This is a genomic window from Pseudomonas sp. Cab53 (assembly GCF_018325965.1).
Classification (GTDB): Bacteria; Pseudomonadota; Gammaproteobacteria; order Pseudomonadales; family Pseudomonadaceae; genus Aquipseudomonas; species Aquipseudomonas chlororaphis_E.
Map to the genome: position 1 here is coordinate 496,547 of NZ_AP021902.1, position 14,338 is coordinate 510,884.

Annotated in this window: 15 protein-coding genes; all 15 read right to left on the minus strand. The window is 66.6% G+C overall.

What is annotated here, in order from left to right:
- Positions 1 to 53: 53 nt before the first annotated feature.
- The 15 genes from KI241_RS02120 to KI241_RS02190 are packed head-to-tail and all read right to left on the minus strand — an operon-like array spanning position 54 to position 14,297.
- On the minus strand, positions 54 to 500 hold the full coding sequence (locus KI241_RS02120) for an excinuclease (protein ID WP_042727942.1): 447 nt from the start codon (positions 498 to 500) through the stop codon (positions 54 to 56).
- Positions 501 to 541: 41 nt separating this feature from the next.
- A complete protein-coding gene (locus KI241_RS02125) occupies positions 542 to 1,768 on the minus strand; it encodes a beta-ketoacyl-ACP synthase (RefSeq protein ID WP_212803307.1) in 1,227 nt (408 codons plus the stop codon).
- Positions 1,768 to 2,496, minus strand: a complete 729-nt coding sequence (fabG, locus tag KI241_RS02130; RefSeq protein WP_042727940.1) for a 3-oxoacyl-ACP reductase FabG — start codon at positions 2,494 to 2,496, stop codon at positions 1,768 to 1,770. The genes KI241_RS02125 and fabG overlap by 1 nt, the downstream gene beginning before the upstream one ends.
- Positions 2,493 to 2,960, minus strand: a complete 468-nt coding sequence (locus tag KI241_RS02135) for a hotdog family protein (protein WP_042727939.1) — start codon at positions 2,958 to 2,960, stop codon at positions 2,493 to 2,495. The genes fabG and KI241_RS02135 overlap by 4 nt, the downstream gene beginning before the upstream one ends.
- Positions 2,957 to 4,153 carry a beta-ketoacyl-[acyl-carrier-protein] synthase family protein gene (locus KI241_RS02140; protein ID WP_042727938.1) on the minus strand — a complete coding sequence of 399 codons (1,197 nt, stop codon included), beginning with the start codon at positions 4,151 to 4,153 and terminating at the stop codon, positions 2,957 to 2,959. The genes KI241_RS02135 and KI241_RS02140 overlap by 4 nt, the downstream gene beginning before the upstream one ends.
- Entirely contained in the window at positions 4,150 to 4,647 is a 498-nt protein-coding gene (locus KI241_RS02145; protein WP_042727937.1) for a hypothetical protein, read from the minus strand. The genes KI241_RS02140 and KI241_RS02145 overlap by 4 nt, the downstream gene beginning before the upstream one ends.
- Positions 4,644 to 5,372, minus strand: coding sequence for a class I SAM-dependent methyltransferase (locus tag KI241_RS02150; RefSeq protein ID WP_212803308.1), 729 nt, complete (start codon positions 5,370 to 5,372; stop codon positions 4,644 to 4,646). Before KI241_RS02150 ends, KI241_RS02145 begins: the two co-directional genes overlap by 4 nt.
- Complete coding sequence (locus KI241_RS02155) at positions 5,369 to 6,628, minus strand: NAD(P)/FAD-dependent oxidoreductase (RefSeq protein ID WP_212803309.1); 1,260 nt, start codon at positions 6,626 to 6,628, stop codon at positions 5,369 to 5,371. Before KI241_RS02155 ends, KI241_RS02150 begins: the two co-directional genes overlap by 4 nt.
- Positions 6,615 to 7,772 (minus strand): sodium:proton antiporter, encoded by a 1,158-nt coding sequence (locus KI241_RS02160; protein ID WP_212803310.1) that lies wholly within the window; start codon positions 7,770 to 7,772, stop codon positions 6,615 to 6,617. Before KI241_RS02160 ends, KI241_RS02155 begins: the two co-directional genes overlap by 14 nt.
- Positions 7,769 to 10,105 (minus strand): hypothetical protein, encoded by a 2,337-nt coding sequence (locus tag KI241_RS02165; RefSeq protein WP_212803311.1) that lies wholly within the window; start codon positions 10,103 to 10,105, stop codon positions 7,769 to 7,771. Before KI241_RS02165 ends, KI241_RS02160 begins: the two co-directional genes overlap by 4 nt.
- Positions 10,089 to 10,682 (minus strand): outer membrane lipoprotein carrier protein LolA, encoded by a 594-nt coding sequence (locus KI241_RS02170; protein WP_042727932.1) that lies wholly within the window; start codon positions 10,680 to 10,682, stop codon positions 10,089 to 10,091. Before KI241_RS02170 ends, KI241_RS02165 begins: the two co-directional genes overlap by 17 nt.
- Positions 10,679 to 11,104, minus strand: a complete 426-nt coding sequence (locus tag KI241_RS02175) for an acyl-CoA thioesterase (RefSeq protein WP_042727931.1) — start codon at positions 11,102 to 11,104, stop codon at positions 10,679 to 10,681. The genes KI241_RS02170 and KI241_RS02175 overlap by 4 nt, the downstream gene beginning before the upstream one ends.
- On the minus strand, positions 11,097 to 12,641 hold the full coding sequence (locus tag KI241_RS02180; RefSeq protein ID WP_042727930.1) for an aromatic amino acid ammonia-lyase: 1,545 nt from the start codon (positions 12,639 to 12,641) through the stop codon (positions 11,097 to 11,099). Before KI241_RS02180 ends, KI241_RS02175 begins: the two co-directional genes overlap by 8 nt.
- A complete protein-coding gene (locus tag KI241_RS02185; RefSeq protein WP_042727929.1) occupies positions 12,622 to 13,566 on the minus strand; it encodes a glycosyl transferase in 945 nt (314 codons plus the stop codon). Before KI241_RS02185 ends, KI241_RS02180 begins: the two co-directional genes overlap by 20 nt.
- On the minus strand, positions 13,563 to 14,297 hold the full coding sequence (locus tag KI241_RS02190) for a glycosyltransferase family 2 protein (protein ID WP_047736105.1): 735 nt from the start codon (positions 14,295 to 14,297) through the stop codon (positions 13,563 to 13,565). Before KI241_RS02190 ends, KI241_RS02185 begins: the two co-directional genes overlap by 4 nt.
- Positions 14,298 to 14,338: the final 41 nt, after the last annotated feature.

Below are 14,338 nucleotides of genomic sequence, written 5' to 3' on the forward strand. Positions count from 1 at the left end.
CTAGCAAGGGCTGATCATTCCCACGCGGAGCGTGGGAGTGATCAACGCAGGGCTTACTGGACTTTTGCCAGGTCTCCTTTCAGCGCGACCCCGGCCATGATTGCGCCGGCGTGGCATTCGTAGGTGGTCGGGTCCTTGCGTTCGTTGCTCTTGTAGAAGCTGACGATGTTGGTCACGGCGTTGGCGCCAGCGTTCTTGGCCGCCTGGTGCAGGCTGATCAGGGCCGATTGCAGGACCCATTCGCACGCCACTTCGTCGGACTTGTTGAAGGCGTTGGTCTTCTTGTTGGTCACGGCACCGGGGCTGATCACGGTGACGTTGCCGGCCGGCTTGTTACCCGCCAGGTAGAACTTCACGCTGCCGTCGATCTTGCCGGTGCGGATGGCTTCGGCGACAACCTTGTCGAACGGCAGGAACAACGCGGTATCACGGGCCTGGCTGATGGCCGGCAGGGTGCTGAGCAACAGGGCGGCGGTAACGGCGATTTTCTTCAGCGACATCATGGTCTCCTTGACGGGGGTAACGGGAAGTTGAATCCGATTCAGCGCCAGCGGCGGAAAATCAGCGAAGTATTGACCCCGCCAAAGGCGAAGTTGTTGTTCATCACGTATTCATGGCTCATCGGCCGGAACGCGTCGCGCAGATAATCAAGCTTGCCGCATTCGGGATCAACCTCGTCGAGGTTGAAGGTGTGTACGTAGAGGTCGCGGTTGAGCATTTCGATGCTGAACCACGATTCCAGCGCGCCGCAGGCGCCCAGGGTGTGGCCGAGGAAGCTTTTCTGCGAGCTGATGGGCATGCGTTCGCCAAACAGGCTGCTGGTGGCCAGGGTTTCGGCGATGTCGCCCTGTTCGGTCGCGGTGCCGTGACCGTTGACGTAGCCGATGGCACCAGGCGCCAGGCCCGCGTCTTCCAGGGCCAGTTCCATGGCCCGGCGCATGGTGCTCAGTTCGGGACGGGTGGCGTGCTGGCCGTCGGCGTTGCTGCCGAAGCCGACGATCTCGGCGTGGATCCGCGCGCCCCGGGCCAAGGCGTGCTCCAGTTCTTCGAGCACCAGCATGCCGGCGCCTTCGCCGATCACCAAACCATCGCGGCCCTTGTCGTAGGGGCGCGGGCTGGTTTGCGGCGCGTCGTTTTTCAGGCTGGTGGCGTAGAGCGCGTCGAAGACCATCGCTTCGGTCGGGCACAGTTCTTCGGCGCCGCCGGCGAGCATCAGTGGCAGGCGTCCGAACTTGATCGCCTCATAGGCATAGCCGATGCCATGGCTGCCACTGGTGCAGGCACTGGACGTGGGGATCAGGCGCCCGGTCAGGCCGAAGAAAATGCTGATGTTGGCCGCCGTGGTGTGGGGCATCATCCGCACGTAGGAGTTGGCATTCAGGCCTTCGGCCACGCTGTTGAGCAGCATGTTGCCAAACGCCTTGATCTCGTCGGTGCTGCCGGTGGACGAGCCGCAGGACACGCCCATGCGCCCGTCCTTGATCGACTCGTCGCCCAACAGGCCCGCATCGGCCAGGGCCTGTTCCGCCGCGGCCACCGCCAGGCGTGAAACCCGGCCCATGCTGCGCAGTTGCTTGCGCGTCCAGTGGGCCGGGACCTGGAAGTCGTCGATCGGCCCGGCCAGGCGGGTGTTCAGTTCGGTGAAGCGGTCCCACTCTTCCATGTGCCGGATGCCGCTGCGGTTGGCGGCGAAGTTGGCGGCGATGGTTTCCCAATCGCTGCCCACGGAGGTGATGCCGGCCATGCCGGTGACAACGACGCGCTTCATCAGCACAAGCCTCCGTTGACGGCCAGGACCTGCCGGGTGATGTAGCCGGCTTCGGCGGACATCAGGAAATTCACCGCGCCAGCCACTTCTTCCGGGGTGCCCATGCGCTGGGCGGGGATCATCTTCATCAGTTCTTCCACGGGTACGTTTTCATCGAGCATGGCCGTGTCGATCAGCCCGGGCGCGACGCAATTGACGGTGATCTTGCGCTTGGCCAGTTCGATTGCCAACGCCTTGGCCGCGCCGATCAAGCCGGCCTTGGAGGCGCTGTAGTTGACCTGGCCGCGATTGCCGATCAGCCCCGATACCGAGGTCATGCACACGATCCGCCCGGCAGCGCGCCGACGGATCATCGGCATCATCACCGGGTGCAGCACATTGTAGAAACCGTCGAGGTTGGTGCGCATCACCGTGTCCCAGTCGTCTTCGCTCAGGGCCGGGAAGGCGCCGTCGCGGGTCAGCCCGGCGTTGAGCACCACGCCGTAGTAGGCGCCGTGGGCCTCGACATCGGCCTCCAGGATGGCCTTGCAGGCGGCGCGGTCGCTGACGTCGAATTGCAGCACCCGCGCCTGGCGGCCCAGTGCCTGGATGTCGGCCTGGACGGCTTCGGCCTCGGCGCGGCCGCTGCGGCAATGCAGCACGATGTCGTGCCCGGCCTGGGCCAGGCGCAGGGCGATGGCGCGGCCGATGCCACGGCTGGAGCCGGTGACCAGTACGGATTCAGTCATGGCAGGTTTCCTGTTGCGGACGGTTCGTTGAGGTAATGGGCGGCCTGGGGTGGGCGGAACACGTTCAAGCGGGCGGTGGCATGGATGCCGGGCGCATGGATATGGCATTCGAACACGCCCATGCCGTTGTCGTCTTCCAGCGAGCGCACACCGTGGATGGCCAACTCGGTGCCGGCTGGAAAGTGCTCGACGTTGCACTCGAACTTGCGGGTGCCGAGCAGGAAGCCCAGCGCCACGGCATCGCCGCGCTGGCGCGCATGGCAGCCGGCAAACGCGGCCACGCTCTGGGCCATCAGTTCGATGCCGACCCAGGCCGGCAAGGCGCCGTCGTCGCGACTGAACAGGCCGCCAGGCTTGACCAGGGTACGGGTATGGATCTGCTCGTCATCGAAGGCGACGACCCGGTCGATCAGGATCATGTCGCCGGCGTGGGGCAGCAGTTCGGCGAGCGGCCAGTCAATCATGGGGCGTCTCCGATAATCAGGCTGACGTTGTTGCCACCGAAGGCGAATGAGTTGCTCATCAGGCGGCGCGGGAAAGTCGGGTTGAGGCGGCTGTCGGCCTGGGCCAGGTCCAGCGCCGGCAGCTCGGGATCGGCCTGGCCGTCCCAGACGTGCGGTGGCAGGGCCTGGGCGGTGTTGTCGGCGCTCAGGGCCAGCCAGCAGAACGCCGCTTCCAGGGCCCCGGCGGCGCCGAGGGTGTGGCCGGTCAGGGGCTTGGTGGACGAGCAGGGCACGCCTGCCGGAAACAGCCCGGCCACGGCCTGGCTCTCCATGGCGTCGTTGTGTTGGGTGGCAGTGCCGTGCAGGTTCAGATAGTCGATCTGGCCGGCGTCGAGGCCGGCGCTGCGCAGGGCTTTTTCCATGGCCTGGCGGGCACCGCGGCCGCTGGGCTCCGGGGCGGAAATATGGTGGGCATCGGAACTGGCGCCATCGCCCAGCAGGGCAATCGAGGGGCCAGCGCCGGGCGTCCTGCTCATCAGGAACAGCACTGCCGCTTCGCCAATGTTGATGCCGCTGCGGTTCACCGAAAACGGATTGCAGCGCTCGCTCGACACCGCTTCGAGCGCCGAAAAGCCGTTGAGGGTCAGCTTGCACAAGCTGTCGACCCCGCCGCAGATCACCGCATCGCACAGGCCCAGGTCCAGCAGGCGGCGCGCGCTCATCAAGGCGCGGGCACTGGAGGTGCAGGCGGTGGAAATCACGTAGGACGGACCGCCCAGGTCGAGCCAGTCGGACAGGAAATTGGCCGGCGCGCTGAGTTCCTGTTGCTGGTAGTCGTAGCCCTCTGGAAAGCGCTGCTCGCGCAGGTAATGGGCGATGCCCTGGCTGGCTTCGTCGATGCCCGAGGTGCTGGTGCCCAGCACAATGCCGATGCGCGCGCGACCGTAGGCCTCGATGGCCCGGTCGATGTCAGGGCGGATCTGCAAGCCAGCTTCCAGCAGCAGCTGATTGTTGCGGCTGTTTTGCGCGGCCAGTGCCGGGGGGATGGCCGCGAGCTCGCCCGTCACCGCGGCGACCGGCAATGCCCGTTCAGCGACCCAGCCGGCTTCGACGCGCACGCCCGAGCAGTCGCCGGCAAACAGGTTGCGCGCCACGGTGCGCTTGTCGCGGCCCAGGGCGCAGATCACGCCCAGGGCATTCAAATAGGCGGTCATGGCGCGTTCTCGGTCAACGGTGTGATGCGGTAGTGCAGGCCTTGGGGCAGGCTCAGGTCAAAAGCCTGCGGCTGCTGGTAGCGCACCTGCCAGCGAGGGTCGAGGCTGCGTTGCGCTCCCTGCTGCCGGGCGCTCGGGTAGTTGCCGGCCAACTCGGCGGCAGGCGTCAGGGCGAACAACAGGGCGGCGAACAGCTCGCGGGCCTCGGCGTTGGGCGGCAGCAGGCCGTCGGCTTGCCACGCGCCATCGACCAGGCGCTGACGGGCCACCGGAATGCCCAGCGGGTCCATCATCGACCAGCGAATGCCGGTGCCTTCGCGCTGGATCACCAGCAACCAGTCCAGGCGTTGCCCGGCCAGTTGCTGTTCGATGTGCAATTGCATCGGGAGGGCCAGGGTTGGCGTCTGCTCGGGCAGCGGCACACGGCTGGCGCAGGCGCCGAGCAACAGCAGGCAGCCGACCAGCAGGCCGTGGCGAAAGGCGGTGCGGATCATTCGCCGGCCCCTCCGAGCGGCTTGCGGGCTACCACGTTGACCAGGGTTTCCTCACGCTCGCCGAACGGCTTGGGGCGGCGCAGGCCAAAGCGCTCCAGCAGGCCGAAGTCCTTGGCGCGACTCCACCACAGGTACGGGTAGGAGACGTTGGCTGGCTCGAACTGGAAACCCTGGTGGCGGATCATGTCCAGGTATTGCGCGGCGCTTTTCTGCACGTGCATGGGGTGCCGGAACAACCAGCGGATCACCCAGGTGTCGATGTAGGCTTCGGTGGATTCGGCGAACATCAGGTAGCCGCCGGGCTTGAGCACCCGATGGAACTCGGCGAGGGCCTTTTCCTGTTCCACCAGGTGGTGGAAGGTCTGGTGGCAGAACAGCAGGTCGACGCTGGCATCCGGCACCGCCAGTTGCGCGCAGTCGCTGCCGATCAGCTCCACGGCCATGCCCTGGCGCGCGGCTTCCTCGGCACTCAGTGCCAGGCTGTGGGGGTCGGCGTCGACGCCGATCAGGCGCTGCGGCGCGAAGGCCTGGCGCAGGTACTGGAACGACTTGCCCTGGCCGCAACCGGCGTCCAGCAGCACCGGGTCGGCTGGCAGCGGGCCGTTGAACAGGCCGCGCAGGTCATTGATCGCCACCCGCAGCACGTGGTGTTGCCAGGTGTGGCTGCGCAGGAACCAGAACCCGAAGCGGGTCTCTTCGACGTAGTTGTCGCTCAGGTAGTTCATGGCTGCTGACCCGGCGCCGGGCTCGCGCAGATTTCCGAGAGCATGCGCAGGCGGCGCTTGGGCTCGCTGACGAACGGGTTGCGCTCATCCCAGGCGTAGCCGGCCAGGATCGAGCTGATCATGCGGCGGATGTCGGCCGAGCCTTCGGTGTAGAAAATCACGTCCTGGAAGGTGCCGGCGTACCAGCCCTCGACATAGCAGCGGAAGGTGTCGACGCCGCGCTTGAGGGGCTCGGCGAATTCGCCTTGCCAGTCCACGGTTTCGCCTTGCAACTGGCGATGCAGCACGTCGGCGGCCATGCTCGCCGAACGCATGGCGATGGTCACCCCGGAGGAAAACACCGGGTCGAGGAATTCCGCCGCGTTGCCCAGCAGGGCGAAGCCCGGGCCGTGCAGGGCTTTGACATTGGCCGAGTAGCCGCCGATGGTCCGCGCCGGGGTGTCCCACACCGCGTTGCGCAACACGCCGGCCAGGCTCGGGGTTTCGTCGATGAAACCGCGCAGGCAAGCATCGAGGTCGTCGGTGCGGCCGGCGAAATGCTCCGCGGCCGCCACCACGCCCACCGAGCAGCGTCCGCCGCTGAACGGAATGGTCCAGAACCACACGTCGCGCTGGGTGGGGTGGGTGGTGATCAGGATTTTTTCCCGGTCGAACGTCGGCGCGTCGATGCGATCCTCGATGTGGGTGAACACCGCCTGGCGCACCGGGAAGTTCGACGGCGCTTCCAGATCCAGCAGGCGTGGCAGGACCCGGCCGTAGCCACTGGCATCGAGGACAAAATCGGCCTGCACCCGGTACTCGCTGCCGTCTTCGCGCTGCACCGCCAGTTGTGGCCGGTCGAGGCTGAAATCGGCCTGGGTGATGGCTTGGCCATAGCGGATCTCCACGCCTTGCAGCGCGGCCTGGTCGGCCAGCAACTTGTCGAAGTCGGCGCGTTGCACCTGGAAGGTCGTGGGTTTGCCGGCGCTGAACGTGTCACCGAAATCGAAGGCGCTGTAGCGCTCGCCCCAGGCGAATGCCGCGCCATTCTTGCGCTGGAACCCGGCGGCATTGACCGCCTCGAGCATGCCGGCTTCCTCGACGAAATCCAGGCAGTGGGACAGCAGGCTCTCGCCAATGGAGAAGCGTGGGAAATGCTGGCGCTCGATGACCAGCACGTCGTGGCCCTTGCGCTTGAGCAAGGCGCCGGCGATGGCGCCGGAAGGGCCTGCGCCGATGATGACGACCTGTCGACGTTCCATTTCAACTGTTGGCACGGGGGCTCCTGGCCGGGGCGGCAATCGAGGGTAGACGGTGGAAGCCGGCGACGGCCGGCAGCAATGTCGCGATCAGCCCCATCAGCATCAGCGTGAAGTACAACGCCGGGCTGATGAGCTGTTGTTGCAAGAGCAGGTTGAGGAACACGATTTCACTCAAGCCGCGGATATTCAGCAAGACGCTTTCACGCCAGCGACTGGCACCGGCGAACGACGCGCCGGCCCATCCCAGCCCCAGCCAGTTGCCCAACAGTTTGCTGGCAATCGGCAACAGCAGCAACGCCGCCAGTTGCAGGGCGCCGAGGCTGTCGAGGACGCTGTGGACGTTGATCTGGACGATGCCGAACGTAAGGATCAGCGGGATGGCCAGGTAGGTCTGCAAGCCCTGCATCCAGGCCGCGTTGAGCGGCAGCATCAGCGGCACCTTGAGCGCGGCCATGCACAGCAGGTAGCCGATGCCGACGATCAGCGCGTTGAGCCGGTAATGCTCGGCCACCACCAACAGCGCGAAGAACAGGCCGCTGTGCAGCAACGGCTGGCGCAAGCCCAGCAGGCGCAACACCAGCGGCAGGCAGGCACCGGCCAGAGGCAGCAACAGGCTGCCCAAGTGCAGGCTACCCTGGGCCAGACCGAACAGGCTCCAGCAGGCCAGATCGATGAGGATCGCCGTTTGCACCAGCCGCCGGGTAGCGGCAGGCGGGTAGTCGATGTGGCGCAGGTACAGGTACAGCACGGGGATCGCGGTGATTGCGAACAGCAGGCCCACGGCCAGGGAGCTGATCCAGGGTTGTGCTGGCAACAGCCAGAGCGCCGTCGCCAGGCCGCAGGCAAACGGCACGGAGAAGCTCGGCAGGGCGATCTTCACGCTCTGACGGTCCAGGCGCAGGTCGATCACGTCGCTGAGGATGTGCCCCAGCAACACGGCAAACGCGAGGCTGTAGAGGTTCTTCAGCCACAACGGCGACACCAGTTGTGCGCCGCTGAGTTGCCAGCCGGGCTCGACCCAGAAATACATCAGCAACGGCAGGCCAAGGCTTGCCAGCAGCAACTGGCTGACGATCGGGATCAGCCCGAACCGCCGGCCCAGGCGCGTGGCGGCGGCAAACAAAACCAGGGCCATGAGCCAGAACAGCAGGATCATCATGACGCGGGCTCCAGGACGGCATCGTGGGCCCGGTGCCCGGCCCATGGCGCGAGCATGAAGCTGAAGGCCAGTCCCAGGCTTACCGCCAAGCCGAAATTGCTCACCGCCGGGGTGCTGGACAACGCCAGCAGGCCGAACGACAGCCAGGTGGTGACCGCCGCCAGCAGGGTGCCCAGCAGGCTCACGGCGGCGCCACCGATCTGTTCGCGCATCAGGATCGCGTAGTCGACGCCGATGGCCGTCACCAGCAACAGGCCGAACAAGCTGAACAGCGTCAGCGGCTGCCCCAGCCAGCCGAGGCTCGCCAGGCTGCACAACGCCGCCAGCAGCGGCAGGGCGACGATGCGCAAGGCGGCGCCAAGGCCGAAGGGCCAGATCAGCACCAGCACGATCAGCGCGCAGGAGGCCAGTTTCAGCTCGGCGGCGCTGATCTGCGTGGCGGCAAAGACCCTATTCAGGTCGCCCAGGCGATCCACCAGTTGCACGCCGGGCAGGTCCACGGCCTGTACCCGCAACAGCGCGGCGTCGTTCAAGCCTTGCAGGCTGATCATGGCCGCCACGCCTTGGGCGGTCGGGCCGAGCCAGAGGGTGCGGTACGGCTCGGCCAACGGCCCGGCCAGCGCGGCGTCGATGTCTTGCACTGGCAGTGCCTGCAATTGCGCCAGCTCCGCCTGCAGTGCCGCGACCGGCACGCCGAGGTCCAGCAACGGTTGCCAGAACGCCGGCAGCCGGGCCAGGGCCTCGCGGACTCTCTGCTGTTCGGCCGGCGGGCTGACCAGTTGGTTGAGCGACAGGTAGCCCTGGAGTTTTTCCAGGCCGACGAGCTGGTCCAGCCGCTCGTTGAGGGCGGTCTGACGCTCCAGCAACTGGGCCTGGTTGTCGGCGCGAATCAGGAAGAACTGGCTGGTGGGTTGGAACCCGGTGATGCGCGCCACCTCGCGGGCCTCGTCAGTGAGGTGCTGGGGCGTGCCGATCCACTGGCGAATGTCGTTTTTCGTCGACAGGTGCCAGAGGCCGCCGGCGCAAAAGACCAGCAGCAGTCCCAGCAGAATGGGCGTGGCTACCCGCGCCAGCAAGGCTTCGCGGGCCTGGAGCAGGCACTCGCACAGCCGCAGCGGCCATTGGGCGGGGCGCAGGTCGGCGCCCTTGAGCAGCGCGGGCAGCAGGCACACCGCGCTCAAGTAGGCACCAAGCAGCCCGGCGGCGGAAAACAGGGCGATCTGGGTCAGGGCCGGGAACGGTGTCCAGGCCAGGGCCAGGTAGCCGATGCAGGTGGTGATCAGGCTCAGGCTCAACCCTGGCAGGGTCAGGCGCAGGGCCGGCCAACTGCGCCATGGCTTGAGGCTCCAGCTCTTGGACAGGTAGTGCAGCGGGTAGTCGACCGCCACGCCGATCAAGCTGGAACCCAGCACCAGGGTCATGACGTGCATGCGGCCGAACAGCGCCACGCACGCCACGGTGCCGAACAGCATGCCGACCAGCACCGGCACGAACGCCAGCCACACCCGCAGGCGTCCGAAGGCGAGCAACAGCAGCAACAGGATGCCCACCGTGGCGCCACCACCGACCCAGGTGATTTCCCGGGAGGCCTGTTGCTGGCCGGCGGCGGCATACAGCAGGCCGCTGGCCGCCAGCAGTTGGCCCTGGGCCTGGGTCGCCTGATCGCGGCTGCGTTGCAGCAGGTCGGCCACTTGCAACGGCAGGTTCATGTCGAAGGCGTTGCCGCGGGTGCGGGCCCGCAGCATCACCCAGCTTTTGCCGTCGGCATCGGCGACCAGCGCGCCGCTGCCCACGTCCAGTTGGATGGCGCCGCGCTGGGGTTGGCTGTTCTGGATACGGCCGGTCAGGCCCAGCCAATCGTCCTGGCTGGGCACCAGGCTGAAGCCGCTGAACGGGTCGAACAACGCCTGCACCCGTTGCTGGATGAACGCCTGGGGTTGGTCGATCAGTTGCTGCCGGTCCGCCGTCGACAGCATCGCCAGGCGTCCGTCCAGCAACTGTGTGCGCAGCGCAGGCAGGTCGGCCTGTAACGTCCACTGGACCTTGTCGAACAGGCCGCTGGCCTGCCACTGCTGGCCGAGCGCTTGCGCCAGGGCGATGGCGTGCGGGCGGTCAGCGTGACCGACCAGCACCAGCACTTCGCGGTTCAGCGGTTCTTGCATGCGTTGCTCGGCGACGAGCTCCAAGGCATCGGGCGAAACGCCCGGCACCAGTTCCATCAGGTTGGCCGACAGCGGCGCGCCGTGGCGCCATTGCCAACCGGCAAGCGCCAGCACCGCCAGCAGCAGGATCAGGAACAGCCTTGGAAGCCTGCGTTCACTTCGCAAAGTCATGTTGCTCCGCTTCGCTCAAGGGTTGCGTGGCGACGCTGTCCTGCATGCGCAGCACCGTGCGGTCGCCCTGGGTCTCCATCAGCTCGATGCGCTGTACCAGTTCGCCGCCTTCGATGTTGATCTGGTTGAACACCTGCTTGAGCAACACCGAACGCGGGGTCAGGGTGAGCTTCCATTGCTGCGGCTCGCCCGCCAGGCTCAGTTCGAAATCCCGTAGCAGGCCACTGCTGTCGCCCTGCAGGACCGCCAGGAACAGCCGGTTCTGTTCGGCGCCAGCGCTCTTGTTTGGCAGCATTTGCCAGGCATTGCCGTCTCGTCGGGCGATGCCTTGGGCGGTGATGCGGTAGTCCTGTTGCAGCGGGGTTTGCAGCAGCCAGAGCAGGCCGTGGTTTTTCGCCAGGACGAAGCGGCCCTTGCTGATCAGCGGCTGGGGCAGGGCGCGCAGGTGTTTTTCCTGGATGAACGGGCCGTGGATCACCTCCGGGCGGGCCAGTTGCTCGCTCAACTGTTGCAGGTCGAACGCCTGGGCCAAAGGCGACAGGCAGCACAGCAACAACCAGGTGCACAGGCGTTTCATGGCAGCATCCTTTCAACGGCTTCGACGAAGACCCGCGGCGAGGCCAGCAGCATTTCACGGCTGGCGATCTCCACCGCCACCTGCACCGAACTGGCCCGCGTCAGGCGTTCGCCGGTGCTGGCGTCGCTGATCAGGTAATTGATCTTCAGACGGTTTTCCCATTCCACCAGGCTGGCGCGTACGGTCAGCGTCTGGCCGAACACCGCGCTGCGCATGTAGCGCAGTTGCAGGTCGATCACCGGCCACGCGTGGCCGGATTCGAGCATGTCGTTGTAGTTGTGGCCGATCTGGTCGAGCAAGGCGCAGCGGGCCACTTCCAGGTATTTGACATAATGGCCGTGCCAGACCACGTTCATCGAGTCGACGTCGAAAAACGGCACGACGACCTGTGTCTCTACGTGCAACACACCCTGACTACGCATGCAGCCTCCAGTGTTGCTCGGCGATGCGTTGCAGGCACAGGCGCAGTTCGCCTTCCAGGGCACGGTCTTCGATCACCGGGGCGAAATCCTCGGCCAGTTCGGCGTGCATGGCGGCCAGGGCCGGCGGCAGCGGTCGTGCGTCTTCGGCACGGCTGCGCAGCCACACGCCCTGGTGGGCCGCCAGCAGCGTGGCGGCGGCGACCTGTTCGGTCAGTTCCAGTACCCGGATCGCGTCCCGGGCGGCGATGGTGCCCATGCTCACCTTGTCCTGGTTGTGGCATTCGGTGGAGCGCGAGAACACGCTGGCCGGCAGGGTGTTCTTCAAGGCTTCGGCGGTCCAGGCGCTGGTGCCGATCTGCACAGCCTTGAAGCCATGGTTGAGCATCGCCCGGTCGGCGCTGGCGCCCGACAGGTTGCTCGGCAGGCCATGGTTGTAGCGCTCGTCCACCAGCAGGGCGAGTTGCCGGTCGAGCAGGTCGGCGACGTTGGCCACCAGGTTCTTCAGGCTGTCCATGGCGAAGGCAATGTGACCGCCGTAGAAATGCCCGCCGTGCAGCACCCGCTCGGCTTCGGCGTCGATGATCGGGTTGTCGTTGGCGCTGTTGAGTTCGGTCTCGATGAACGCGCGCAGCCAGTTCAGGCTGTCGGCCAGCACGCCGAGCACGTGGGGCGCGCAGCGCAGGGAGTAGCGGTCTTGCAGGCGATGCAGCGGCGCGGTCGGTGCGTCGATCGCCAGGTCCTGGCGCAGCCACGCGGCGACCTGCATCTGCCCCGGGTGCGGCTTGGCGGCGAACAGGCGTTCGTCGAAGTGCTCCGGGTTGCCTTGCAGGGCGACGACGTTCAACGCGGTGATGCGGGTGGCCAGTTGCAGCAGGTAATCGGCCCGGGCGAAAGCCAGGCACGCCAGCCCGGTCATCACGGCGGTGCCGTTCATCAGCGCCAGGGCTTCCTTGGGGCGCAACACCAGCGGGGTCCAGCCCAGTTCGCGGTGCACATCGGCGGCCTGCCGACGTTCGCCCCGGAACATCACCTCGCGTTCGCCGGAGAGCGTCGCGGCCACGTAGGACAGCGGCGTGAGGTCGCCGCTGGCACCGACCGAGCCCTCTTCCGGAATCAGCGGCAGGATGTCGTGTTCGAGAAAGGCCTGGAGGCGCTCCAGCAATTCGATCCGCACCCCGGACACGCCGTGGCACAGCGACTGCAAGCGCGCGGCCAGCACCGCGCGGGTGGCCTGGGCGTCCAGCAGCTTGCCCAGGCCGCAGCCGTGGAACGTGTAGAGGTGACGCGGCAGGGCCTCGACGTGGTGCAGCGGCACCGCCACCACGCAGGAATCGCCGTAGCCGGTGGTCACGCCATAAATCACGCCTTCCTTGTCCAGCAGGGAGTCGAGGAACTGCGCGCCCTTGGCGATGCGCTGGCGGAACGCCGGGTCGTCCTGCAACTGCGTCGGCGCCTGACGGTTGGCCAGGGCCAGCACCTCTTCGATGCGCAAGGGGCGTTCGCCAAAGATTACCGGCTCAAGAGTGGGCATCGTCATCGGTCTTCCAGAAAGGGTAAAAGTTGAACCACTGTTGGGGCCCCTGGAGGCAGAATTGCGCCAGGCGCTCGGCGTAGCGGCCGGCCCAGTGGGCGATCACTTGCTCGCGTTCGCTGCGTTTCCACACCACGGCGTCGGCGAAAGGTTCGAGGGTGACGCGGTAACGCCCCTCGTGCTTGAGGCACATCAGCAGGTTGACCGGGCATTTGAGCAGGCCGGCCATCAGCCACGGTCCCTGGGGAAAGGCGGCCGGGTGGCCCATGAAGTCCACGGTCACGCTGCGTCCGCCGTGCAGGGGCACGCGGTCGCCGGCAATCGCCAGCCACTCGCCGCGCTCCAGGCGCTCGCTCAGTTGCAGCATCACGGCCGGGTCCAGCTCGCTGACCTGGATCAGGCGCAGGTGCGTGGCGCCGGCTTCGCCCAGCAAACGGTTGAATTGCTCGGCGTGCTTGGTGTGCACCAGCACGTTCATGGTGACCTTCTCGCCCAGCTCGGCCAGGGCCCGGCACATTTCCAGGTTGCCCAGGTGCGCGCCCACCAGCATCTGCCCACGGGCGTCACGCAAGTGATTGCGCAGCAGCGCGGTGTCGACGATCTCGATCTGCTCGATGCTCAGCTTGCCGTTCCAGACATCGAGCTTGTCGAGCAGGGAGTCGGCGAACGCCATGAACTGCCCGAACACCCGCCGGCGGGTCGGACGCAGTTCGGGACGCGCGCTCCATTCGGCCAGGCGTTGCTGGTATTGCCAGGCGGCCTGGCGAGCGCTGCGGCCGAAAATGAAGAAGTACAGCACGATGCCGTAGAGCACCGGCGTCAGCAGGCGCCGGCCCAGGACCTTGGCGGCGAATGCGGTGAGTTTCATCAGCCAGAAGCTGCCGCGCTCCTGGCGGTCGGCCCAGTGTTGTTTGTCCGCGTCGAGGCTCATGCCCGCCACCGTCGCCAGAGAATCAGCGGCAGGCGCACCAGCATGCCGAAGAACAACCGGGTGTGCATGCTGGAGATCAGCACGTTGTCGTGGAACAGGCGAAAGTGCGAGACACCGTCCTGGGGGTAATGCACCCGGGTGTGCAGCCAGCGCATCGGTTGGTTGCGCCAGGCCAGGCGCACCAGGATGTCCGAATCGAAATCCATGCGCTTGCCGATGTTGGCCGAGCCGATCAGCGCCAGCGTCGGGGGCAGCGGGTAGACCCGGAAGCCGCACATGGAGTCGCGGATTTGCAGGGACAGGCTGTTGATCCAGACCATCACGTGGGTCAGGTAGCGCGCGTACAGCCGGCCTTTCGGCACGCTGGCGTCGTAGTGGGGGTAGCCGCAGATCAGGGCGTCGGGGTAGGCGCGGGACTGCTCGATGAAGGTGTTCACGTCGCCGAGGTCGTGCTGCCCGTCGGCATCCACCTGCAAGGCGTGGGTGAAGCCCAGACGCGATGCTTCCCGCAGCCCGGTCATGACGGCGCCGCCCTTGCCCTGGTTGACCGCCAGCCTGACCAGATGCACCCGCTCATCCTCGGCCAGGCGTTCCAGCACCGCCGCGCAGGACGGGCTGCTGGCATCGTCCACCAACACGCAGGGCAGGCCATGGGCGAGCAACGCCTGGACCACCGCCGTGATGGCGGTTTCGTGGTTGTAGACGGGGATGACGGCGCAGGGGTTATGCATGGTTCCTGGCCTCCGACGTTCCCCTGTGGCGAGGGGATAAA

Excerpts from the sequence above, each read along its gene's own strand:
- KI241_RS02160 (WP_212803310.1), bottom strand. The coding sequence starts at position 7,772 with ATGATGATCCTGCTGTTCTGGCTCATGGCCCTGGTTTTGTTTGCCGCC.
- KI241_RS02185 (WP_042727929.1), bottom strand. The coding sequence starts at position 13,566 with ATGAGCCTCGACGCGGACAAACAACACTGGGCCGACCGCCAGGAGCGC.
- KI241_RS02150 (WP_212803308.1), bottom strand. The coding sequence starts at position 5,372 with ATGAACTACCTGAGCGACAACTACGTCGAAGAGACCCGCTTCGGGTTC.
- KI241_RS02170 (WP_042727932.1), bottom strand. The coding sequence starts at position 10,682 with ATGAAACGCCTGTGCACCTGGTTGTTGCTGTGCTGCCTGTCGCCTTTG.
- KI241_RS02135 (WP_042727939.1), bottom strand. The coding sequence starts at position 2,960 with ATGATTGACTGGCCGCTCGCCGAACTGCTGCCCCACGCCGGCGACATG.
- KI241_RS02145 (WP_042727937.1), bottom strand. The coding sequence starts at position 4,647 with ATGATCCGCACCGCCTTTCGCCACGGCCTGCTGGTCGGCTGCCTGCTG.
- KI241_RS02175 (WP_042727931.1), bottom strand. The coding sequence starts at position 11,104 with ATGCGTAGTCAGGGTGTGTTGCACGTAGAGACACAGGTCGTCGTGCCG.
- KI241_RS02120 (WP_042727942.1), bottom strand. The coding sequence starts at position 500 with ATGTCGCTGAAGAAAATCGCCGTTACCGCCGCCCTGTTGCTCAGCACC.
- KI241_RS02180 (WP_042727930.1), bottom strand. The coding sequence starts at position 12,641 with ATGACGATGCCCACTCTTGAGCCGGTAATCTTTGGCGAACGCCCCTTG.
- KI241_RS02165 (WP_212803311.1), bottom strand. The coding sequence starts at position 10,105 with ATGACTTTGCGAAGTGAACGCAGGCTTCCAAGGCTGTTCCTGATCCTG.
- fabG (WP_042727940.1), bottom strand. The coding sequence starts at position 2,496 with ATGACTGAATCCGTACTGGTCACCGGCTCCAGCCGTGGCATCGGCCGC.
- KI241_RS02140 (WP_042727938.1), bottom strand. The coding sequence starts at position 4,153 with ATGACCGCCTATTTGAATGCCCTGGGCGTGATCTGCGCCCTGGGCCGC.
- KI241_RS02125 (WP_212803307.1), bottom strand. The coding sequence starts at position 1,768 with ATGAAGCGCGTCGTTGTCACCGGCATGGCCGGCATCACCTCCGTGGGC.
- KI241_RS02190 (WP_047736105.1), bottom strand. The coding sequence starts at position 14,297 with ATGCATAACCCCTGCGCCGTCATCCCCGTCTACAACCACGAAACCGCC.